At 59.5% G+C, this 22,689-nt stretch carries 20 protein-coding genes; 9 read left to right on the plus strand and 11 right to left on the minus strand.

Features of this window, described 5'->3' with window-relative positions; translation table 11 throughout:
* Window positions 1-136: 136 nt before the first annotated feature.
* Together ACR0AO_RS12310 and ACR0AO_RS12315 are read right to left on the minus strand one after the other, a co-directional pair.
* Window positions 137-496 carry a flagellar biosynthesis protein FlgN gene (locus ACR0AO_RS12310; protein WP_480603923.1) on the minus strand — a complete coding sequence of 120 codons (360 nt, stop codon included), beginning with the start codon at window positions 494-496 and terminating at the stop codon, window positions 137-139.
* Window positions 474-728: a rod-binding protein gene (locus tag ACR0AO_RS12315; RefSeq protein WP_480603926.1), complete on the minus strand. Its 255-nt coding sequence runs from the start codon at window positions 726-728 to the stop codon at window positions 474-476. Before ACR0AO_RS12315 ends, ACR0AO_RS12310 begins: the two co-directional genes overlap by 23 nt.
* 127 nt (window positions 729-855) lie before the next feature.
* On the opposite strand from ACR0AO_RS12315, the gene ACR0AO_RS12320 reads away from it, so the two are divergent.
* The 3 genes from ACR0AO_RS12320 to ACR0AO_RS12330 are packed head-to-tail and all read left to right on the plus strand — an operon-like array spanning window position 856 to window position 3,843.
* Window positions 856-2,232, plus strand: coding sequence for a flagellar hook-length control protein FliK (locus ACR0AO_RS12320; RefSeq protein WP_480603930.1), 1,377 nt, complete (start codon window positions 856-858; stop codon window positions 2,230-2,232).
* Window positions 2,233-2,235: 3 nt separating this feature from the next.
* Entirely contained in the window at window positions 2,236-2,904 is a 669-nt protein-coding gene (locus ACR0AO_RS12325; protein ID WP_480603932.1) for a flagellar hook capping FlgD N-terminal domain-containing protein, read from the plus strand.
* A 60-nt stretch (window positions 2,905-2,964) separates the two neighbouring features.
* On the plus strand, window positions 2,965-3,843 hold the full coding sequence (locus ACR0AO_RS12330) for a phosphotransferase (RefSeq protein WP_480603934.1): 879 nt from the start codon (window positions 2,965-2,967) through the stop codon (window positions 3,841-3,843).
* Between the two features lies 1 nt (window position 3,844).
* Here ACR0AO_RS12330 and ACR0AO_RS12335 read toward each other — a convergent pair whose 3' ends face one another.
* The 5 genes from ACR0AO_RS12335 to ACR0AO_RS12355 form a co-directional block, all read right to left on the minus strand.
* A complete protein-coding gene (locus ACR0AO_RS12335) occupies window positions 3,845-5,146 on the minus strand; it encodes an NAD(P)/FAD-dependent oxidoreductase (RefSeq protein ID WP_480603936.1) in 1,302 nt (433 codons plus the stop codon).
* Window positions 5,143-5,961, minus strand: coding sequence for an ABC transporter permease (locus tag ACR0AO_RS12340; RefSeq protein ID WP_480603937.1), 819 nt, complete (start codon window positions 5,959-5,961; stop codon window positions 5,143-5,145). The genes ACR0AO_RS12335 and ACR0AO_RS12340 overlap by 4 nt, the downstream gene beginning before the upstream one ends.
* Window positions 5,958-6,839: an ABC transporter permease subunit gene (locus tag ACR0AO_RS12345; RefSeq protein WP_480603939.1), complete on the minus strand. Its 882-nt coding sequence runs from the start codon at window positions 6,837-6,839 to the stop codon at window positions 5,958-5,960. The genes ACR0AO_RS12340 and ACR0AO_RS12345 overlap by 4 nt, the downstream gene beginning before the upstream one ends.
* The gene (locus ACR0AO_RS12350) at window positions 6,839-7,966 is read right to left on the minus strand and encodes an ABC transporter ATP-binding protein (protein WP_480603941.1); all 1,128 of its coding nucleotides are present in this window, start codon (window positions 7,964-7,966) and stop codon (window positions 6,839-6,841) included. Before ACR0AO_RS12350 ends, ACR0AO_RS12345 begins: the two co-directional genes overlap by 1 nt.
* Window positions 7,967-8,041: 75 nt before the next feature.
* Window positions 8,042-9,127 (minus strand): polyamine ABC transporter substrate-binding protein, encoded by a 1,086-nt coding sequence (locus tag ACR0AO_RS12355; protein WP_480603943.1) that lies wholly within the window; start codon window positions 9,125-9,127, stop codon window positions 8,042-8,044.
* 145 nt (window positions 9,128-9,272) lie between these two features.
* Here ACR0AO_RS12355 and ACR0AO_RS12360 point away from each other — a divergent pair, with 145 nt between their 5' ends.
* From ACR0AO_RS12360 to ACR0AO_RS12385, 6 genes are all read left to right on the plus strand, one after another.
* Window positions 9,273-9,947 (plus strand): GntR family transcriptional regulator, encoded by a 675-nt coding sequence (locus ACR0AO_RS12360; protein ID WP_480604168.1) that lies wholly within the window; start codon window positions 9,273-9,275, stop codon window positions 9,945-9,947.
* Window positions 9,948-10,026: 79 nt separating this feature from the next.
* Complete coding sequence (locus ACR0AO_RS12365; RefSeq protein ID WP_480603945.1) at window positions 10,027-11,424, plus strand: aspartate aminotransferase family protein; 1,398 nt, start codon at window positions 10,027-10,029, stop codon at window positions 11,422-11,424.
* A 354-nt stretch (window positions 11,425-11,778) separates the two neighbouring features.
* Window positions 11,779-12,879 (plus strand): ABC transporter ATP-binding protein, encoded by a 1,101-nt coding sequence (locus ACR0AO_RS12370; protein ID WP_480603947.1) that lies wholly within the window; start codon window positions 11,779-11,781, stop codon window positions 12,877-12,879.
* Window positions 12,880-12,960: 81 nt separating this feature from the next.
* On the plus strand, window positions 12,961-14,064 hold the full coding sequence (locus ACR0AO_RS12375; RefSeq protein WP_480603949.1) for an extracellular solute-binding protein: 1,104 nt from the start codon (window positions 12,961-12,963) through the stop codon (window positions 14,062-14,064).
* Window positions 14,065-14,149: 85 nt separating this feature from the next.
* Window positions 14,150-15,823 (plus strand): ABC transporter permease, encoded by a 1,674-nt coding sequence (locus tag ACR0AO_RS12380; RefSeq protein WP_480603950.1) that lies wholly within the window; start codon window positions 14,150-14,152, stop codon window positions 15,821-15,823.
* 6 nt (window positions 15,824-15,829) lie between these two features.
* Window positions 15,830-17,005 carry an ABC transporter permease gene (locus ACR0AO_RS12385; RefSeq protein ID WP_480603952.1) on the plus strand — a complete coding sequence of 392 codons (1,176 nt, stop codon included), beginning with the start codon at window positions 15,830-15,832 and terminating at the stop codon, window positions 17,003-17,005.
* Between the two features lie 27 nt (window positions 17,006-17,032).
* Here ACR0AO_RS12385 and ACR0AO_RS12390 read toward each other — a convergent pair whose 3' ends face one another.
* The 4 genes from ACR0AO_RS12390 to dapE form a co-directional block, all read right to left on the minus strand.
* Window positions 17,033-18,352 carry a lytic murein transglycosylase gene (locus ACR0AO_RS12390; RefSeq protein ID WP_480603954.1) on the minus strand — a complete coding sequence of 440 codons (1,320 nt, stop codon included), beginning with the start codon at window positions 18,350-18,352 and terminating at the stop codon, window positions 17,033-17,035.
* A gap of 113 nt (window positions 18,353-18,465) precedes the next feature.
* Window positions 18,466-20,724 (minus strand): ribonuclease R, encoded by a 2,259-nt coding sequence (gene rnr, locus ACR0AO_RS12395; RefSeq protein WP_480603956.1) that lies wholly within the window; start codon window positions 20,722-20,724, stop codon window positions 18,466-18,468.
* A gap of 31 nt (window positions 20,725-20,755) precedes the next feature.
* Window positions 20,756-21,367, minus strand: coding sequence for a TIGR04282 family arsenosugar biosynthesis glycosyltransferase (locus ACR0AO_RS12400; RefSeq protein ID WP_480603958.1), 612 nt, complete (start codon window positions 21,365-21,367; stop codon window positions 20,756-20,758).
* A gap of 3 nt (window positions 21,368-21,370) precedes the next feature.
* Entirely contained in the window at window positions 21,371-22,516 is a 1,146-nt protein-coding gene (dapE, locus tag ACR0AO_RS12405; protein ID WP_480603960.1) for a succinyl-diaminopimelate desuccinylase, read from the minus strand.
* Window positions 22,517-22,689: the final 173 nt, after the last annotated feature.

Below are 22,689 nucleotides of genomic sequence, written 5' to 3' on the forward strand. Positions count from 1 at the left end.
TTTCTGACTTCTGCGATTGACCTTCGAGGCATCGCGCCACCTGTTCCCGAGGTGCGAGGCCAACTTGGGCCGAGATATCCTAATGGAGTGCTAAAGGCTTCGGCCCTTGTTCGGTCAATTTGAATCAACCCGTCGTTTACGCGCGTTTTTCCAGCTTGCCGTTGCCACGAATTGGAAACCGGTCCCTGCGCCCATCCCTTTGGTAGATTTCCAGCCCCTGTCTGATGTCGTTCAGCTCGGCGATACGCGCGGACACGAAACGAATCCCGTCCATTGCGCTTTGCAACAACACCTGATTCCGCTCGATTCTGCGCTGCAGACCGCGAAGCTCATCTTGTTCCGCCATCCGCGCACCGCCCAGCGCGTTGATCAGGCCTTCCTTTTTGTCCGTCAGGGCGTTCAGCTGATCGAGCCGTCCCGCGATCAGCACGTTCCGCTCTCTCTCCAGCACCGCGTGAAGCGCATCGATCAGCTCATTCCGGGCGTTGCTTGTCATTTTCTGCTCTCGTCAACGCGTTGAAGATCACCTCTGTCAGGCCGATGCCGCCGGCTCTGGTCAATTGTTCGGCCTGATGGCGGACGAGCATCGAGGAAAACTGATCCTCTCCGGCGCCACCACCGAGCGCCTCGCTCGGTTTTGCCAGGCCGGCGGATTTCAGCATCTCTGCCAGAAACGCTGATTCGACGTTCTGCGCCGCTTGCCAGGCGGCCCGGGCCTTTTTCGGCATACCTCGATCAAGGGCTTCAAATGGCCCATGCGGAGAGACTTGCATCATGAAACCTCGATAATTGTATCCAACTTGAAAGATGAAAAAGTATGGCGGTTAAAAAAAACGTAACCGGATTGAGATCAATGTGAGGCAGGAAACAGTTGCGCAGGAAGCGATGCATACAGCCAGCCCCATCATTCCAAGCGGTTCCGGCATGGATACCGCGCGTCGGCCGGAAAGAGCCGGGTCAGCGGATGTTTTGCAACATCGAAAGGGGGCAAAACCCTTCGGAAGCTTTGTCGAAGGCACGGAAAGCGGCGCAGGCAAGGATCAAAGCAACGCCGCGCCCGGCACACAGGAATTGGCGACGGAAAGCAAAAAACCCGGACCCGCCGATACGCCGGAACCGCCAGAGGCGCCGGAATCACCTGACGTTGATTTGGCGCTGACCGAAAACGTCCAAGCTCGAGAGGGCGAGCGCGACGGAGGAAGAACTGCGGGCGCGACGGCTGCTCAGGTATTCCCAGATGACAGCCTTGCATCTAGGCCGGGAGGTCTGCGTAAGTTGTCGGAGCGGGCCGAAAACACCGTTCCAAAGCCCGATGGGGCGCGGTTGGCGGTCGGTCTTGGTCAAAAGTCAGAGGCATCTGAAACGCAGCATTTCGGCAATCAAATGCAGGCCGCGAAGGTCGAAGAAACGGCAAATAGTGCAAGAAACTCGACCGCGGGGAACACTGTCAGCTCAGGTAAAATTGTCGCCGCGGCCAGTTTCGATCTGCCTTGCCGGGAAAATGACCAGCCCGGCAGCATCAACGTAAAGGTGGCGGTGTTGGCGTCGATGCACGGGCAGGTCGCGGATGCCGGCGCCGAGGGCGTCACGGAGGCTCCTTTTGTTCAACCTCCGGGCGGCAGCGGTATGTTGACGGGGGGGCTCCAATCGGCGCCACAGCCCCCACCACCGGCACTGATGCCCGCTGCCATTCCGAACTTCGAACAATCGCAGGCGGCAGAGCAGTTCCTGCCCGATGCGGAACCGAGCGTTCAGGGAGGGGAAAGGGCGGGTGAGGTCGATATTTCGCGCATTTCCCCTTCCAAGGACGGCACGCTCATCGCGATATCCCGCGCCAACATCCCGCGGTCCATCGGCGCACAGATTTCCGCGGCCATTGCCACCAGGCCCGGTACTGACCGGATCGATATCTCCCTCAACCCCGAAGAATTGGGACGGGTTTCCATGGGCTTGAGCACAAAGGACGACATGCTGATCCTGACGATCACCGGCGATCGCGCCGAAACGCTCGAACTGATGCGCCGCAACATATCGGATTTGTCCGCCGAGTTCAGGGAAATGGGCTATAACTCGATCTCCTTTGATTTTCGCAACCCGGGTCATGGTTCGAACGACACAGAAGGCGAGGCAGAGACACCGAACCGAAATACTCCCGAAGACGACCCGGAACCTTCAAACAACCAGCCGCGGGAAATTCGCACTGCAGCATCCGGACTGGACCTGAGGATTTGAACCATGACAGATATCGTTGGCGCGGTCGCACCGGACGCTAAAAGCATTTCCAGCCCGGTATCCAAGACAAGTTCACCGGCACTGACGTCCGACTTCGAGACGTTCCTGAATATGCTGACGACTCAGGCCCGGAACCAGGATCCGCTGGAGCCGATCAGCTCGTCCGACTATGCCGCGCAACTGGCGCAGTTTTCAATGGTCGAGCAACAGGTGAAAACCAACGAAGCGCTGACCGAACTCGTCGCAAAGTTGAACCAGCCCGGCTTTTCAGAACTGGCAGGCTGGGTCGGGCTGGGTGTATCTGCGATCGCACCCGCGAATTTTCAGGGTGAGCCTGTGACGATTTCCGGACTTCCGGTTGCCGAGGCCGGCACGGCCACCCTGAAAGTTATCGATTCGTCCGGAACCGTCGTCAACCGGATCGAACTTGCCGGCTCGGATCAGCCTGTCGTCTGGACCGGCCAAGACAGCAAAGGGGCCACTGTTCCCTTCGGCTTCTATACCTTTGCGATCGAAAGCAATATCGACGGAACGCCGGTCGCCGACTCTCAGGCGGCGATTCTTGAAAAAGTTTCCGAGGCGCAGATATCCAACGGCGAAATTGTCCTGGTTCTTTCCGGTGGGCAGAAAATTTCGCCCTTGGATGTCGCTGCGGTACGTGCAGAGAGTTGATCTGAAGCGCAGGACAGGTCAAACCCGGACGAAAGATCGCCATCGGCCAAATCGCAATACGTGGAGTTTCCCCTGCCCGAGGACCTGCCCCCTCCTAACGCCATGATCGAGGAATTGCTGCGGCTGGGCCTGTATTCCAACAGCGACCGGTTCGAAACGCTGTATGGAGGGCGGACCAACAGGGTGTGGAAGCTCGTGGGTCGGCAATCGGACCGGGTTCTCAAACTTTATCAAACCGGATTCGCAAACCCGCTGTTTCGAAACGACGCCCGGCTTGAAGCAGAGTGTCTGCGGGTTTTCAAGGATAGCGGGTTTGTCCCGCAGCTGAGGGCGACCGGCATCTGCGGCGCCGAAAGTTGGGTGCTGTACGACCACGCGCCCGGATCACCCTGGCGCGACGGCCCCGAACCGGTGGCAAAGGTTCTGAGCCTGCTGCACTCCGGCAATGTTACGGTCGGCGCCCCCTTGGGACGCAATGGAAGCGAAGATCTGGCGCGTCACGGCGAGGAGATTCTGAGCCTCTGCGCCCCGGGCGATCGCGAATTTCTGAGATCCTTGCGCCCCGACCGGTATGTTTCGCCTCTGTCCGAAAGATGCCTGATTCATGGGGACCCGGTCGCGGGAAATGTTCTGATCTCGGGCGGGCGCGCCACACTCATCGACTGGCAATGCCCTGCCCTTGGCGACCCCAGCGAGGATCTGGCGCTCTTTCTTTCTCCTGCCATGCAGCGGCTGTACCGGGGACACCCGCTGAGCCATGAGGAAATCAGGCGATTTCTGTCCGCCTATCCCAATCCGGAAACCGTCGCGCGATACCGCCAGTTGCGACCCTGGTTCGGCTGGCGCATGGCCGCCTATTGCCTGTGGCGCAGCCGGAATGGTGCCCCGGATTACGAGGCCGGGTTGAAACTGGAACTGGACGCGCTGAGCGCTCAATAGGTCACAGGTCCGCCAGACCCATCGCGGCATACGCCGGTGGCATCAAGGCGCGTCGGCAGCGTCCGAACGGAAACTTGCCCGGCCGCCGCGACATTGGCATTGGCAGACCCGAAGCCTGACCCAATGCCAACCGCGCCAGGGAGCGCCCGCCATAGGTGCCCATGGCCACACCATTGCCGTGATAGGCGAAACCGGCGAACATCCCGTTTCGCCCTGGAACAGGGCCGACATAAGGCACCAGGCTACGTGACAGGCACACCAACCCCGACCACATATTCGTTGTTTCGACCGCTGTCCAAGCAGGAAACATACGTTCGAAATCCCGTCTGACCTTTGATCGGATCGCCTGTTCCGCGGCAGGCGACGAAAGCAGGCCACCGCGCATTCCGAACAGGAACCGCCGATCCGGCATGAGCCGGAAATAGTGCAGCAGATTTCGCGTGTCATAGGCCATCTGATCCGATGTCCAGCCTTGCGCCTCAAGCTCGGCGTCCGTCAGCGGGCGCGTCACCATCACAGTGGACTGGGCAGGCATGTATCGCCCGGCCAGCCAGTCCGGCATGTCCTCGCTCGAATACCCGTTCGTGCAGATCAGAACGGTTCTGCATGTCACCTGCCCGCGTTCGGTCACCACTGTATGGCCCGCCGCCCTGCTTTGTACCGACAGCGCCGCAGTTTGCTGAAACAGGGCCGCACCGGTCCGTTGGGCCGCTGCCGCCAAACCGAACAGGTACTTGCGGGGGTTCAGCGCGAACCCGACCGGATAGGTGTATCCACCAAAGAACCGACCGCCGAAACCCAGACCGGCCAGGTCTTGCCGTTCATGGACAAGCCCCGGCCCCTCTGCCCGCCGCCGCAAGGCATTCATGGCCCGTGGTGTATGGGCCAACTGGGTTTCTCCGTGCGAGTGTTTGTCCGCGTCGATCCCGTTCTCCCGAAGAAGCTGCGAAACCAGTTCGACGGCCTCGACCTCTGCCGCCTCATAGGCCTCGGTCGCCGCATGCCCATAGCGTCGCCGCATGGCCTTGTGACTCAGCTTGGACCCGCCAAGGCAGCAAAACCCGCCATTGCGCCCGGAGGCACCCCAGCCGGGGCTCCCGGCCTCGAGAACGACAACAGAAACACCGGCCCGCGCCAGATGCAACGCAGCCGAGATGCCGGTGAAACCGCCACCAACAATCGCCACATCCACATCAAGCGCGCCATCAAGAACCGGCCACCCCGGCGCCGGGCAGGTTTGATCCCACCAGCACCCGTCCCTGGGGCCGGCCCCATAGGCATAGTCCGGAAAGATCCGCTTCATTGGGTTCGGACCGCGGCCTGTTCATCCTGCCGTTGCCGGACCATCGCGCGCTTTGACACCAACGAGGCAGTGATCACACCCACGGTTACGATAACGATCATGATCGTGGAAAGCGCGTTGATTTCAGGGCTGACGCCCAGCCGCACCGCAGAGAAGATCTTGATCGGCAGGGTGGTGGCAGACGGGCCTGTGGTAAAGGACGCAATGACCAGATCGTCCAACGACAGGGTAAAGGCCAAAAGCCAGCCCGAGATCACGGCGGGCGCAATGATGGGCAGGGTCACCAGGCGGAACGCCTGAGCGGCCGAGCAACCCAGATCCAGCGCCGCCTCCTCCAGCGAGCGGTCGAAGGTGATCAGACGCGAGGATACGACGACCGAGACATAGCACATCGAGAACGTCGTATGCGCCAGCACGACGGTGAACACGCCCCGGTCCAGACCGATGCCGATGAACAGCAGCAACAGCGACAGACCGGTAATCACCTCGGGCATCACCAGCGGCGCATAGATCATGCCCGAAAACAGCGTGCGGCCCATGAAACGACCGCCGCGCACCAGCACATAGGCCGCCATGGTCCCGAGGATTGTCGCCAGCGTGGACGAAAACACCGCCACCCGCAGCGTCACCCATGCGGCGTCCAGAAACGCCTCGTTCTGGATCAGCTCGCCATACCATTTGGTCGAAAATCCCGCCCAAACGGTCACCAGTTTGCTTTCGTTGAAGCTGAAAATGATCAGGATGATCATCGGGATATAGAGAAACGCGAATCCCAGCGTCAGAGAAACGGTGTTGAACCAGCTCAGCCTGTTCATTGCTCTGCCTCCGCCTGTTTCTGCTGGTTGCGCTGGAACAGCACGATCGGGACCACGAGGATCAGCAACAGCACCACCGCCACGGCGCTGGCCACCGGCCAGTCGCGGTTCGAGAAGAATTCCTCCCACAAGACCTTGCCGATCATCAGCGTGCCGGAACCACCCAGAAGCGACGGGATCACGAATTCACCGATCACCGGGATCATGACCAGGAAACACCCGGCGATGATGCCGGGGCGGGACAACGGGACCGTCACCAGCCAGAAAGCCTGCGCGCGCGAGCATCCCAGATCCTCGGCGGCTTCGATCAGCGATCCGTCCAGCCGGTCGAGCGCGGAATAGATCGGCAGAATCATGAAGGGCAGATATGTATAGACAATCCCGATATAGACCGCCTTTTGCGTGTTCAGGATCGTCAGCGGTTCCGAAATGATGCCCGTCCACAACAGAAGCTGGTTCAGAAAGCCTTCGTTGCTCAGGATGCCCATCCACGCATAAACGCGGATCAGGAACGACGTCCAGAACGGCAGGATCACCAGCATCATCAGCGTGGGACGCCATTCCTGGGGCGCACGGGCCATTGCATAGGCGATGGGGTAACCGACAAGCAGGGTCAGGAAGGTTGAAATAACCGCGATCCTGAGGCTCGACAGATAGGCCTTCCAATACAGGTCATCCTCGGTCAGGAAGACGAAGTTTTCGAAATCCAGCTCGCTCAGGAACGCTCGTATGCCTTCGGCCCATTCGAATTGCGGCGTGTAGGGCGGTATCGACAGCGCCGTGTCCGACAGCGAAATCTTCAGGACAATCGCAAACGGCACCAAAAACAGCGCCAGAAGCCAGACGTATGGGATGGCGATCAGGATGAAACGTCGCATCAGTCTGCCAGCAGAACCGCTGCCGTGGCCGTCCAGGACAGCCAGACCGGGTCTTCCCAGGTGAAGGAGCGGCGTGAAATACGGCGGGTGTTGGCCGTCTGCGCCTTGATGATCGTGCCGTTGGCCAGTTCCACGTGATAGGTCGACAGGTTGCCCAGATAGGCAATGTCATGCACCTTGCCCTGAACCGCATTCGCCGCCTCGGTCGGGCGCTCGGCTGAAATTGTCACCTTTTCCGGGCGGATCGCCAGATGACAGGCCTGCCCATTCCGGAAACCGCGCGAGGAAGAGGCTTTCAACGGTTTCTGCCCTTCGGCCCAATCGATGTCATAGGCATCTTCGCCGTTCGGATTGGCACGGCCTTCGATGATATTCACGTCCCCGATAAAGTCGGCGACATAGACGGATGCGGGACTTTCATAGATCCTGTCCGGCGTCGCCACCTGCATCAGCTTGCCCTGATCCATCACGGCAACACGGCTGGCCACGGTCATGGCCTCTTCCTGATCGTGGGTCACGATCACAAAGGTGGTGCCGGTCTTTTCCTGAATGTCCATCAATTCGAACTGGGTATCCTGCCGCAGCTTCTTGTCCAGCGCTCCGAGAGGTTCGTCCAGCAACAGCAACTTTGGCGCCTTCGCCAGCGACCGCGCCAACGCCACGCGCTGCCGTTGCCCACCGGATATCTGGTGAGGCTTGCGGCGGGCGAACTGTTCCAGCCGGGTCAGGCGAAGCATTTCCTCGACGCGATCCTCCAGATCCCGCTTGGGCATGTTGTCGCGACGCAGGCCAAAGGCGATATTGTCCCAGACGCTCAGATGCGGAAACAGCGCATAGGACTGAAACATCATGTTCACCGCCCGCTTATTCGGCGGGATCGGATCTATGTCCGTGCCACCCAGAAGGATATGCCCCTCGGTCGGCGTTTCGAACCCGGCCAGCATCCGCATCATCGTGGTCTTGCCGCATCCGGATGGCCCGAGCAGGGCAAAGAATTCTTTTTCGAAGATATCCAGAGACAGGTTGTCGATGGCCGTGAACCCGCCAAAGCGCTTGGTCACATTCTGGAACTGGATCAAAGGTTTGGCCTGTGGGTCGTCCCACGGCGCGAAGACGGAAGAGTTCACAACGGGTCTCCGTTTGCCTGAATTCACCGGTAGAAAAAAAGGCGGAGCGGATCCTGTCCGCCCCGCCCAACAAGATCAGGTTCCCGACTTGATCTTGGTCCACAAGCGCGTCACGGTCCGCTGCGTTTTCGCCGGATAAGGCGTGGTGATGTAAAGGTTCTGCATGGTCGCATCATCCGGATAGATCGCCGGATCACCGATCACATCTTCCTCAAGGAACTCTTGCGAGGCCTTGTTGCCGTTGGCGTAGTACACATAGTTCGACGCAGCCGCCATGTTGTTGGCGTCCAGAATGAAGTTCAGGAACTTATGCGCGCCGTCCGGGTTCGGAGCATCCACCGGAATCGCCATCTGGTCGAACCACATCAGCGAACCTTCGGCAAAGGGATGGTACTCGATGGTCACGCCGTTATCCGCCTCATCCGCACGGTCCCGCGCCTGCAGAATGTCACCCGACCAGCCAACGGCCACACAGATGTCGCCATTTGCCAGCGCGTTGATGTATTCCGAGCTGTGGAATTTCTGGATATGTGGGCGAACACTCAGCAGAACTTCTTCCGTCTTGCCAATGACATCCTTATCGTGGCTGTCCGGGTTCTCACCGATATATTGCAGTACCATCGGGATGATCTCGGCCGGGGCATCCAGGAAATGCACCCCGCAAGAGGCAAGCTTTTCCATGTTCTCGGGCTTCAGCACCAGATCCATACTGTTCAGGACAACGTCGTCGCCCAATACTTCTTTGACCTTGTCGACATTGACGCCAAGGCCCGTGGTTCCCCACATGTAGTTGATCGAATAGGCGTTATTCGGGTCATACCCGGCGGTGCGTTCCTGAATCACGTCCCAAAGATTGCCCGAATTCGACAGTTTGGACGCGTCCAGTTCCTGAAAAGCACCAGCCTGAATCTGACGCTGAAGGAATGTGCCCGACGGGACCACCACGTCATAGCCTGATCCTCCGGCCAGCATCTTGGTTTCCAGAACCTCGTTGCTGTCGAACACGTCATAGATCAGTGTAAGACCGGTTTCTTCCTCGAATTTCCCCAGCAGTTCTTCGTCGATATAGTCTGACCAGTTATAGACGCGCACCTCTTCGGCAAATGCTGCCGAAGTCCCCAACGCGATAACGGCCGTGAGTGTAAGCGTTTTGAGTGTCATTTTTTTCTCCCTGCGAAAGTATCGCTATCATCCTCTATTTTTGGATTTGATCAAGTTTTGCGTTCTGCGGCAATACAGTTTATGCTTTCACCGAGCGTCAAACTGGGCAGCACAGACCATTGAGATCAGGATAAACCTTTTGAATATGATCAAAAATAAGACTTCGGAGCCAATTTCGAAAAGTGAGAAACGACCCGCGCACGAGCAGGTCTATCACATGCTCAAATCTCAGATTCTGTTCGGCGAGATGGTTCCCGGCCAGCCTGTGACCATTCAGGGGCTGACTGATTCGCTGGGCGCGGGGATGACTCCGGTTCGCGAAGCGATCAGGCGGCTGATCTCGGACGGGGCGCTGGTATTCCAGGGGAATCGAAGGGTCAGTGTCCCGGTCTTGACCGAGGGTGATATCGAGCAATTGATTTATGCTAGAAAGGTAATTGAATCAGAGCTTTCAAGGCGTGCCGGAAAATGCATGACCCCAGATCAAATCAGTGTTTTGGAAGGAATCGACCGCCGCGTCGACGAGGCGATTTCTGCTGGTGACGTCGGCGGATACCTGCTTCATAACTATGCGTTTCACACCGCCATCTACACCCATGCCGACTCACCGGTCCTAAGTGATCTGGCCGAGCGTCTATGGCTTCGATTCGGACCTTCGCTTCGGGTGGTTTGCGGACGGTTCGGCACACAGAGCCTACCGGATCGGCACAAGGACATTATCGAATGCTTGCGCAGCAATGACATTGATGGCGTTGGAAAAGCAATGTCGCGTGACGTCGAACAGGGCATGGAGCTTATGGCGGATGTTCTCGCAAAATGACTTATGCAGCGTGATTCGATTGACTTAGAAAAATTTGATCATATTGTGAGCGTGACTAGATTCCGCAGGAGATTTCGCGATGTCCATGATCACCAATCACATGCCAACAGCCGAGCTTCAGGCACTTGACGCCGCCCACCACATGCATCCGTTTACGGCAAACGGAGACCTCGCTCACAAGGGCGCACGTGTCATCACCCGGGCCAGGGGCGTATATCTGACCGACAGCGAAGGCGAAGAAATCCTTGATGCCATGGCGGGTTTGTGGTGCGTCAACATCGGCTATGGCCGTGATGAACTGGCGGATGTCGCGGCGCGGCAGATGCGGGAATTGCCCTATTACAACACGTTTTTTCAAACCACCCATGTCCCCGCGATCGCACTGGCCGACAAGATCGCAAGCCTGGCGCCTGGCGATCTGAACCACGTGTTCTTTGCAGCAGGCGGGTCCGAGGCCAACGACACCAACATACGGATGGTGCGTACGTATTGGGCCAACAAGGGTCAGCCCGACAAGAACATCATCATCAGCCGCAAGAACGCCTATCACGGATCCACCGTCGGCTCCGCCTCGCTTGGCGGAATGCCCGCGATGCATGCTCAGGGCGGAATTCCGATCCCGAATATCCACCATATCAATCAACCGAACTGGTGGGCCGAAGGCGCGGACATAGACCCTGATGAATTCGGCCTGATGCGCGCGCGCGAACTGGAAGACGCCATTCTAGAGCTTGGTGAAGACCGTGTTGCCGCCTTTATCGCAGAGCCGGTTCAGGGCGCAGGCGGCGTGATCGTTGCGCCGGACAGCTATTGGCCCGAAGTCCAGCGGATCTGCGACAAATACGAGATCCTTCTGATCGCGGATGAGGTGATTTGCGGTTTTGGTCGCACCGGCAACTGGTTCGGGTCGGAAACGGTCGGCATCAGGCCCCATATCATGACCATCGCCAAGGGCCTCAGCTCGGGTTACGCGCCGATTGGCGGGTCGATTGTGTGCGACGAGGTCGCCGAAGTGATAGCGGGCGCGGAGTTCAACCACGGCTATACATACTCGGGCCATCCGGTTGCCGCAGCAGTTGCGCTGGAAAACCTCCGCATCCTGGAAGAAGAGGATATCATCGGGCACGTGAAAAACGTGGCCGCTCCATATCTCAAGGAGAAATGGGAAGCTCTGGTCGATCACCCGCTGGTCGGTGAGGCCAGGATCGTCGGCATGATGGCGTCTATTGCCCTGACCCCCAACAAGGCATCCCGGGCCAAGTTCGCATCCGAACCCGGCACAATTGGATACATTTGCCGTGACAGGTGTTTCGCAAACAACCTCATCATGCGCCATGTCGGCGACCGCATGATCATTTCGCCGCCGCTGGTGATGACTCTCGGCGAAATCGACGAATTGTTTGTCCGCATCCGCAAATCGCTGGACGAAACCTATGCCGAAATCATCGACAGAGATCTGCTGAAGGAAGCCGCATAGGGGTTCCAGCGAGGCGGAACTCATACCCGAGGAAAAGCCGGTCAACTCGATTGACCGGCTTTTTTGTTGCAGGATGCGCCGGAAAAGTCTGCGCCTCGTGGGAGGAAAACAAGAATCCGGGCCCGAAAATGTCGCATCCCAGCGCAATGGTGTCGCTCTGAGGTGCTGACACCACGCAAAGCTGAATTCAAATCAAATCAATGGATTTCGGTGACCTGAATCGCGAGAATGACGAAATTCTTACTCGCAATCACCGAAAATTATTAATTTCATGCCTAGCGCCGGTTATGCTGGGTGTGATTAGATCACTTAAAAGCGCAGAAGAAATCTGCCTGACAGCAATGGGGAGACAACTTGGCCGACGCTTCGAACACCAGCGCGTTCGTCGAATTTGAGCGCGTGCAAAAGAGCTATGACGGCGAAACACTAGTCGTCAAAGATCTCAACCTTACCATGCCCAAAGGCGAGTTTCTGACTATGCTCGGGCCGTCCGGGTCTGGTAAAACCACCTGTCTGATGATGCTGGCCGGTTTCGAAACCGCGACCCATGGCGATATCCGGCTTGGTGGTGTTTCCATCAACAACATCCCGCCGCACAAGCGTGGCATCGGCATGGTGTTCCAGAACTATGCCCTGTTCCCGCATATGACGATTGCCGAAAACCTGTCCTTCCCGTTGGAAGTGCGGAAAATGGGCAAGTCCGAACGCGAGGAAAAAGTCAAACGCGCGCTCGACATGGTGGAGATGGGCGCATTCGGGGGACGCCGCCCGGCGCAGCTTTCGGGCGGCCAGCAGCAGCGGATCGCACTGGCTCGTGCGTTGGTCTTCGAACCCGAGTTGGTTTTGATGGACGAACCGCTGGGCGCGTTGGACAAGCAACTGCGCGAAAAGATGCAGTTCGAGATCACCCATCTGGCGCACCGTCTGGGCATCACCGTGGTCTATGTGACCCACGACCAGACCGAAGCGCTGACCATGTCCGACCGCGTCGCCGTGTTCGACGATGGCCGAATTCAGCAACTGGCGCCGCCGGACAAGCTGTACGAAGAGCCTTCCAACAGTTTCGTTGCCCAGTTCATCGGCGAGAACAACACGCTTGAGGGGCAGGTTAAGGAAATCAACAACGGCATCGCCGTGGTGCAACTGGACGATGGCGAGTTGATCGACTGTAAGCCGATCAATGTCAGCAAGCCGGGCGAGCGTACCCGCGTGTCGATCCGGCCCGAACGGGTCGAATACAACAAGGACCGCCTGCAGGAAGGAGTCCATACACTGAAGGCCGAGGTGCTTGAGTTCATTTATATGGGCGACATCTTCCGAACCCGCCTGCGGGTTGCCGGCAATGACGAGTTCATCATCAAGACCCGGAATGCACCCGACCAGGTTCGCCTCCAGCCCGGCCAGCAGATCGAAATCGGCTGGTTGCCGGACGACTGCCGCGCGCTGGATGCGTGATGTGGCAAAGCTTTGCCACCCGACGGAGAATCGGGGGCGGTTACCTATGGGAACGAGAATTCAACAAGGAGAGAACTGAAGATGAAGCTATCGAAACTGTCCGCTCTGGTTGCGACCACAGCGATGTGCGCGCCAGCAGCTTTTGCGCAGGATATGGCTGACGAAATGACTATCGTGTCCTGGGGTGGCGCCTATTCCAAGTCGCAGCTTGAGGCCTATCACAAGCCTTATTCGGAAAAGACCGGCGTCAAGATCATCAACGATGAAAGCTCGGCCGAAGCGGTTGCCAAAATGCGGGCGATGAACGAAGCCGGTAACGTGACCTGGGATGTGGTCGACGTTACTGCGGAAAGCGCCATCCGTCTTTGCGACGAAGGTCTGGCGATGGAAATCGATTTCGACGAACATCTGGCTGCAGCGCCCGATGGCACGTCCGCCGAAGATGACTTTGGCGAGTTGCTGGTCAGCGACTGTTTTATCCCGCAAATCGTTTATTCGACAACGTTCGGCTATCGCACCGATCTGGTCGGCGACACTCCGCCAACCAGCGTTTGCGCGATTTTCGACACCGAAGCCTATCCGGGCAAGCGGTCGCTCGAAAAACGCCCCCTCAACAACATGGAATGGGCGCTGATGTGCGATGGCGTCGCCAAGGAAGATGTCTATGACGTTCTGGCCACCGACGAAGGGCAGGAACAGGCGCTGGCCAAGCTCGCCACCATCAAGGACGATGTGATCTGGTGGTCGGCCGGGGCCGACACGCCGCAGCTTCTGGCAGATGGCGAAGTCGTGATGGGCTCGACCTATAACGGCCGCCTGTTCAGCGTCATCGAAGAGCAGAACCAGCCCGTTGCCATGCTGTGGGATGGGCAGGTCTTCGATATTGACGGCTGGATCATCCCGGCCGGCCTGCCCGAAGATCGTCTGGCCCGCGCGCTGGACTATATCTACTTCGCGACCGACACCCAGCGTCTGGCGGATCAGGCCGGGTACATCTCGTATGGTCCGGCCCGCGCCTCATCGGCGCCGTTGGTGGGTCAGCATGCCGAACTTGGAATCGACATGGCGCCGCACATGCCGACCGATCCGGAAAACGCCAAGAACACGCTTCTCTACAACTATGAGTTCTGGGCCGACTATCGCGACGACATCGACGCGAAATTCCAGGCCTGGCTGGCCAAGTGATCGCCTGATCACCTGATCGGATAGTGACGGACGGGGCCTGTCGGGCCCTGTCCACCCTCAAATGATAAACACCAACGGGGACAAGATGAGCGATTCAACCGCCTCTGGACCGGTGTTGGCCGCCGACGGCACACCACTAAAACGCAGCCTGGCCCGCGCGCTGCGCATGCAAAAGATGCGCGCATTGATGCTGGTCGCGCCACTGCTCCTCTTTGTCCTGCTCACCTTCATCGCGCCGATTGCCGACATGCTGTTCCGCTCGGTCGAAAACAAGATCGTGGTGACAACACTGCCACGCACCGTATCGGCCCTGCAGGATTGGGACAGCAATTCCGGCGAAGCCCCCGGCGAGGCGGTTTTCCACGCGTTGTATTTTGACATGTTCCTGGCCACCGAGGCCAAGGAACATACCAAATTGGGCACCCGCCTGAATTATGAGCGCACCGGTATCTCGTCCCTATTCCGCAGTTCCGGGCGCAAGGTTGACGATATCGGCAAGGATCAGGTGAAGGCGCTGGAAAAAGTTTCCGACAAAGCTCTGAAGGACTCGGCCCTTTGGTACGATATCATGACCGGAGGAGCTGATGCGGAACCCGACGAGACGCTGCTGAACACCGAACGCAAGCGCCTGAGCGAGCTGACCGATACCAGTTTCAGCGGCGATATCGGCTTTGTGCCCGGTACCGCAGTTTCGGAAATGCTGCCGCAGACGGCCCGCGCCTATACCGATTTCGCCCTGTTCACCGCCGTGGTGGACAATGACGTCGTGGCCGAAGAAGACCCGTGGGAAGCCGTCTTTGTCGCCCTGGCGACCGAACTGAAATCCGATCCCAACCGGCTGGACGGCTATGCCGGACCCGGCGCCGATGTGCTGAAAGAGGCGGCGGTCACGGTTGCCGACATGGGTCCAATCGACTTCAAGGCATCCTTTCTGGATATCGACGAGGATTGGGGAGACATCGAGAACTGGAAAACGATCCAGGTCTACAGCCCGCGCACCACGAATGGCTATTTCCTGAACGCCGTGGACCTGCAAAAGGGCACCGACGGTATCGAGGCGCGGCCCGAAAACCAGCAGATTTACATCACGCTCTTCACCCGCACCATGATCATGTCACTGGTTATCACCGGGTCCTGCATTCTGCTGGGTTATCCGGTGGCGTGGATTCTGGCCAATCTGCCGATGCGCACTGCGAATATACTGATGATCCTGGTGCTTCTGCCGTTCTGGACATCGCTGCTGGTGCGGACGTCGGCCTGGAAAGTGATGCTGCAGCAGCAGGGCGTGATCAACGAGGTACTGGTCTGGCTCGGCATGGTCCCGGACGAGGCACGGCTGGTCATGATCAACAACCAGTTCGGCACCATCGTGGCGATGACCCACATCCTGCTGCCGTTCATGATCCTGCCGATGTATTCAGTGATGCAGACCATCAATCCGACCTATCTGCGCGCGGCCAAGTCGTTGGGCGCGACCAACTGGACGGCGTTCTGGCGGGTCTATTTTCCGCAGTCGGTGCCGGGGATCGGTGCGGGCAGCATCCTCGTCTTCATCCTGGCTATCGGATACTACATCACGCCCGAGATCGTGGGCGGCACCAAAGGCGTCTTCATCTCGAACCGGATTGCCTACCACATTTCGTCCTCGCTCAACTGGGGGCTGGCGGCGGCGTTGGGGACAATCCTGCTGGCCGTGGTTCTGCTGCTCTACTGGACCTACGACAAGATCGTGGGCATCGACAACGTGAAGCTGGGGTAAGTGAATATGGCTCTTAATACCGTTCAACCTCAAACACCTGGTTTCGTTGCCGCCGTGGCAGCCGCCGCCGGTGCTTTCTTTGGCCTCTTCGTGGGCACCGCGCAGGGGTCCGGCCTGATGGGTGTTCTACTTGGCGCCGTACTGCTGGCCGCATTGGGCTTTGCTCTGTCCAACTTGCGGGAAAAGGAGAAGGTGCTTCGCTGGGTCCTGTTCGCGGGCTTTGTTCTGGTCGGATACATTCTTGGCGGCATCCCCGCAGCCATTGTCGGGGCGTTTTTTGGCTGGTTCGCCGGATGGTTCATCTTCTGGCTGGCCAGTACGCGCTACCGGGCGCATCTGGCGCCCTACCTGACACCGGGCCAGGTGCTGTGGCACTACACGTTCCGGGTGATCTGCGGTGCGATCTTTGTGTTCCTGATCACCCCGATCCTTGTGGTTATGCCGCTTAGCTTCAACGCGCAGGATTTCTTTACCTTCACGCCCGAGATGCTGCGGTTCGATCCCGCCGGATACTCGATGAAGCATTACGAGGATTTCTTCAGCAATTCCGACTGGCAGAATGCCCTGTGGAACTCGATCAAGATCGCACCGATGGCGACGGTGCTTTCGGTCGGGTTCGGCACGCTGGCGGCCATCGGCCTCAGCCAGCCGCATGTGCCCTTCCGCCGGGCGATCATGGCAATTCTGATTTCGCCGATGATCGTGCCGCTGATCATCTCTGCGGCGGGCATGTATTTTTTCTACAGCCGGATCGGCCTGCAAGGGACATATTTCGGCGTGGTTCTGGCGCATGCGGTGCTGGGCATTCCCTTTGTCATCATCACCGTCACCGCCACTCTGGTCGGCTTTGACCGGTCGCTGACCCGTGCGGCGGCGAATATGGGAGCTGGACCGGTGACAACTTTTTTCCGCATTCAGATGCCGCTGATCCTTCCCGGTGTGATTTCCGGCGGTTTGTTCGCCTTTATCACATCCTTCGACGAAGTGGTGGTGGTGCTGTTTGTGGGCTCTGCCGGACAAAAGACCTTGCCCTGGCAGATGTTCACCGGCCTGCGCGAACAGATATCGCCGACCATTCTGGCGGTCGCGACAATCCTTGTGGCAATTTCGATCCTGCTGTTGGCCACGGTCGAAATGTTGCGTCGACGCTCCGAACGGCTCAGGGGCATGTCGCCAAGCTAGAAAACCGGGGGCCGATAGGCCCCCTTTTCATCTCAGCCGTTCCAAAAGCAGCAGCGACGGATAGCCGTCCGGCAGCAAGCCTTGCGCCAACTGATAGGACCTGACTGCAATGACCGTCAGCGGCCCGACGCGCCCATCGATCTTTTGGGTATCGAACCCGGCCTGCGTCAGACGCCGCTGCAGTTCCTTGCGTTCGGAAAAGGTCAGGGCGCGATCTCCCCGCGGCCAGGTTGCCTGCACCGGAGCGCCGCCGGCAATCCGGTCCGCCAGATGCCCCACGCCGATCACATAGGCATCCGCCGTGTTGTAGCGTTCGAGCACCTCGAAATTGTCAAAGATCATGAACGCCGCACCCTGCCCGCCGGCCGGCAGCAGGATCGACGCGCGGCCGAAATCGTCTATGGACCTGCCGTCGGTGCCCACAACGCCCAGCGCGGCCCAATCCGACGGCATCCGCGTGATTTCCCGCCTGGCGCTGGAATAGTCGAATCCCTTGGGAAGGCGAACCTCGACCCCCCAGGGCTGGCCCCTGGTCCAGCCAAACCCAGCCAGATAGGAGGCCGTCGACGCCAACGCGTCCGACGGGTCATCCGACCAGATGTCGCGCTTGCCATCGCCGGTGAAATCGACCGCGTGCTCCAGATAAGACGTCGGCATGAACTGAGTGTGACCCATCGCACCGGCCCAACTGCCGGTCATGTTCGGCGGGGTGACATCGCCGTCCTCCAGAATTCTGAGCGCCGCGAACAACTGGGCTTCGAAGAACTGCGCACGTCGCGCATCGAAAGCCAGGGTCGACAGAGAGCGGATCGTACTGTTGCTCCCTTTGAACGACCCGTAGGCGCTTTCCAGACCCCAGATCGCAGCCACGATTTCCTTTTCGACGCCATATTGGTCTTCAATACGTTCCAGCGTCGCCTTGTGTTCCGCAAGCGCTGCCCTGCCATTGCGTATACGCACATCGGAAACGGCGCTGTCCAGATATTCCCAAATGGTCTTGGTGAACTCGGATTGGTTGCGGTCACGCTTCACGACATCCGCATCATAGGTCACGCCGCGGAAAGCCCGTTCCAGTGTCGATCGAGAAATACCCTGATCCCGCGCACGTACCCTGAAATCGGCAATCCAGTCCTGAAACTGCGCGTTCGACCCGCTTGCGCTCACCTGCTCCACCTCTTTGACCGGTCGCAAAATCGGACGCAGCGAGGTCGAAAGATCGGCTGATGCCAGATGAATGACCTCCTGACCCGCCCGCACCTTTGGCCGGGTCGATTGTTGCGATGTGTCCGCTGACACGCCTGTTGCCCAGATTGCTGCGAGGGCCACGCCACTGACGCATTTTTTCATTCCGGTTGTCCCGATAGCCTGCTCAACTTCAGGATACCGCGAATCCACCGTTCGACAAAGCGCCTCGGTTTCCGCTTCGCAATCTTCCGCCACCCGCTCCGTCTGGCAGCGCGTCACCTCTGCCGGCGCTTGCGTTCGATCTTGCGCCTGATCTTGTCCTTCTTGCGCTTGGTGCTGGCCATCTTTCGTTTTACGCCACGGCGAGCGGGCGCGCGGCTGCTCGGAAGGGTTTGATCGTCAATTGACAGCAGCTCCAGTTCCAGACCGCCGGTCACCGGGACCGCCTCGGTCAATCGCACCGTCACCCGCTGTCCTATCGCAATCAACAACCCGGTATCGGAACCCATCAGTGTTCCCGCTTCGCGGTCGAAATGAAAGAACTCGCGCCCCAATGATCGCACCGGCACCAGCCCGTCAGCCCCAGTTTCATCGAGTTTCACGAATGCCCCGAACCGGGCGATGCCGCTGATCCGCCCGGTAAATTCATTTCCGACCCGTTCGCTCAGATAGGCGGCGAGGTAGCGATCGGTCGTATCGCGTTCGGCCATCATCGAACGGCGTTCAGTATCCGAGATGTGGTTTGCGGTCTCTTCCAGCCGGTCGATCTCGTCCCCGGTCAGGCCATCCTCGCCCCAGCCATGTGCCAGGATCAGCGCCCGGTGCACGATCAGATCGGCATAGCGCCGGATCGGCGAGGTAAAATGCGCATAGTTGCGCAGCGCCAGACCAAAATGGCCAAAATTTTCAGGGCTGTAATAGGCCTGTGCCATCGATCGGAGGGTGCTCAGGTTGATCAGCTCCGCCTCTTCCGTGCCCGCCGCCGCATTCAGCAACGCATTCAGGTGCCGGGTCTGCAACACCTGCCCCTTGGCCAGATTGAGCCCGGCGGCCTGCGCGGTTTCGCGCAGGGCCTCAAGCTTTTCGGGCGCCGGTTCCTCGTGCACCCGAAACAGCAACGGACGCCGTTTGGCGATCAGGGTTTCGGCGGCGGATACGTTGGCGAGGATCATGAATTCTTCGATCAGCCGGTGCGCATCCAGCCTATCGCGAAAAGCCACGCTTTCGACATGGCCGTTTTCACCCAGTACGATTTTGCGCTCGGGCAGATCCAGATCCAGCGGCTGCCGCGCCTGGCGCGCTGATTGTAACGCGCGGTACGCAGCATAGAGCGGTTTCAGTACGTCCTCCAGCAACAGACCTGTCCGGTCGTTCGGATTTCCATCGACGGCCGCCTGAACCTCGGCATAATTCAGCGAGGCCACCGACCGCATCAGCCCACGTACGAACCGGTGACCGATCTTGTTACCCATTGCGTCGATCTGCATCCGGACGGCGATACAGGCGCGCGGCACACCTTCGTGCAGCGAGCACAGATCTCCGGACAGGCGATCCGGCAACATGGGCACCACCCGATCCGGAAAATAGCTTGAGTTTCCACGCTTTCGCGCCTCGCGATCCAACGCGGTTCCGGGCCGGACATAGGCGGCAACATCGGCAATCGCGACCCAGACCACATGGCCGCCGGGGTTTTTGGGGTCGTCATCGGCATGGGCATGACAGGCATCGTCGTGATCGCGCGCATCCGACGGGTCGATCGTCAGCAACGGCATGTCGCGCAAATCCACCCGCCCCTGCAAGCCGGCGGGTTTGCAGCCGTCCGCCTCGGCGATCACTGCGTTCGGGAAATCGTCGGGTATGCCATGCTGGTGAATGGCAATCAGCGAGACCGCCCTGGGCGCCGAGGGGTCGCCCAGCCGTTCCACGACGCGCGCACGCGGCAGGCCCATGCGGTTTTTAGGGCCCGATTGCTCCGCTTCGACCAGTTCGCCATCCTTCGCACCATGCACGGCGCCATCGGGCACCAGCCATTCCGTCTGGCCAGCCTTGTCGATGGGAACAATCCGTCCGCCTTCGGCCCCTTTCCGGAAGATACCCACAATCCGGCGGGGATTGGCGCCAATGCGGCGGATCAGGCGCGCTTCATAGTTGTGGTCTTCCTCGTGAACCAGGGTAAGACGGGCCAGAATCCGGTCCCCTTCGCCCAGGGCAGGATCACTGGCGCGCGGAATCACCAGCACAACAGGCTCGATCCCCTCACCATGCCATTCCATCGGGCGCGCAAACAAATCCCCGTCCGCATTCGGCGCCTTGATCTGCAACACGCTGACCGGCGGCAACCGATCCGGGTCGCGATAGCTGCGGCGGCGCTTTTCCAGATGCCCTTCGGCCTCAAGTTCCTTGAGGACACGTTTGAGGTCGATCCGATCCGCGCCCTTGATCCCAAAGGCTTTGGCGATATCGCGTTTTGAAGTCTGGGTTGGATGTACCGAGATCCACTCAAGAATCTCCTGCTTGGAAGGAATGCGAGTCATGTCTCCGCCGTAGCACGCCGGCATCCCTCCGTCACCGCAAAAGCGACGACGCTCGCCCGGGCGAAGGAGCGGCCGCCAGATCGTCCGCCACATCCACATCCCGCAACTGGTCCACCAGCACCACCCGGCAGCCGGACGCGGACCTTAAAGTATCGGCCAAAGCGTATTCCGTCGACCACCTCACATCACGAAACAGGCCCTGCGGCAACACGCTGGCGCGCCGTGCACCGACCAGCCAGTATCCGCCATCCAGAGACGGGCCAAAAACCATGTCGGCCGCGCCAAGGGCGGCAAAGGCGCGGTGCACATGGCGTCGCCCGATGCCCGGAATATCCGCACCGATCAGACAGACCGCACCACATTGCACCGACCGCAGCTGCCGCGCCATCCGCATGCCCAAATCACCCCGACCCTGGGCCGATCGCGGCAGATCGGCGGGCCAGACCCGGCTTGAAAGCCCTTCTCGATCCGGCGACACGGCCAAAACGATCTGCCAGCGCGGATCGCGCAGGCGCCGGATCAACGCGCGGGTTTGCTGACGAAACCACCAGGCCGCCCCGACCATGCCGATATCGCGCCCCAGCCGCGTCTTGACCCGGCCCGGACGGGGTTCCTTGACCATGATGATCAGCGTCCGCCGCATGGCTCAGGCAAAATAGTCCTGCAAAATCCGGGTGTAGACTGCCTTGAGCTGATGGATTTGCTCAATCTCGACGCACTCGTTCACCTGATGCATGGTCCGGCCGACCAATCCAAACTCGACCACCGGGCAGTGGGCCTTGATGAAACGCGCATCCGACGTCCCGCCCGTGGTTGAAAGTTCGGGAACCACTCCCGTCTCGGCCTCCACAGCCTTTGCAACCAGATCGGACAGCGGGCCGGGCGGCGTCAGGAAACTCTCGCCCGAGATATTGACTTTCATTTCGACCTGAACACCGAACTCTGCCGCTACCCGATCCGCCTCGCTTTGCAGCCAGCTTGTCAGACCGGCGCCGGAATGGAGATCGTTGAACCGGATGTTCACAGCACTCCTGCACTGGGCCGGAATGACGTTCGTTGCCGGATTGCCCGTGTCGATGGTGACAACTGCCAAAGTCGAAGGATCGAATTGGTCGGTTCCGCTGTCCAACTCGTGGCTGGCCAGACGATCCATCAGCCGCGCCATGGCCGGCAGCGGATTCCGGGCGCGATGCGGATAGGCCGAATGCCCCTGCACCCCGGTCAATGTGAACCAGGCCGTCATCGAACCGCGCCGGCCGATCTTGATCATCTCACCCATATGCTGCGGGCAGGTCGGCTCTCCGACCAGACAGGCCGACATGCGTTCCCCGGCCTGCTCCATGTAATCCAGCAAAGCCGTGGTGCCATCGACGGCATCGCCCTCTTCGTCGCCGGTGATGGTCAGGATGACGGCACCGTCCGGTGGCGTCTCGCGCACGAAATCCACCGCAGCCGCGGCAAAGGCCGCCACGCCGGATTTCATGTCCGTCGCCCCTCGCCCATACAACATCCCGTCCCTGATCTCGGCCCCGAAAGGCGCCACACTCCAGGCGGCTTCATCCCCGACCGGAACTACATCGGTATGGCCGTTGAACCCGAAGCTTCGGGGATGCGCCTTGTCGCCCCACCGTGCAAACAGGTTGCTGACCTCGCCGCGATCCACGCGTACGCACTCGAACCCTGCCCCGGACAACAGGGTTTCCAACAGATCCAGCGCCCCAGCCTCCTGTGGCGTGACCGAAGGGCAGCGGATCAGTTCGGCCGTAAGCCGGACAGCGTCGGTAGGTGTCATCGAGTCACACTCACTCCTGATTTGGCAACGGCGACAGACATTCTATGAATCGCCTTGAATGCCAACCCTTGTGCGCAGAATTCCTCAAACCGTGATGAATAGCACCATTTTTGCGCGAATGCACCGCGACAACGCCCGCTTGCCACGCGATGATCTTGCGCCGCAGCGGGAAA

Source organism: Ruegeria sp. AF8 (assembly GCF_056541825.1).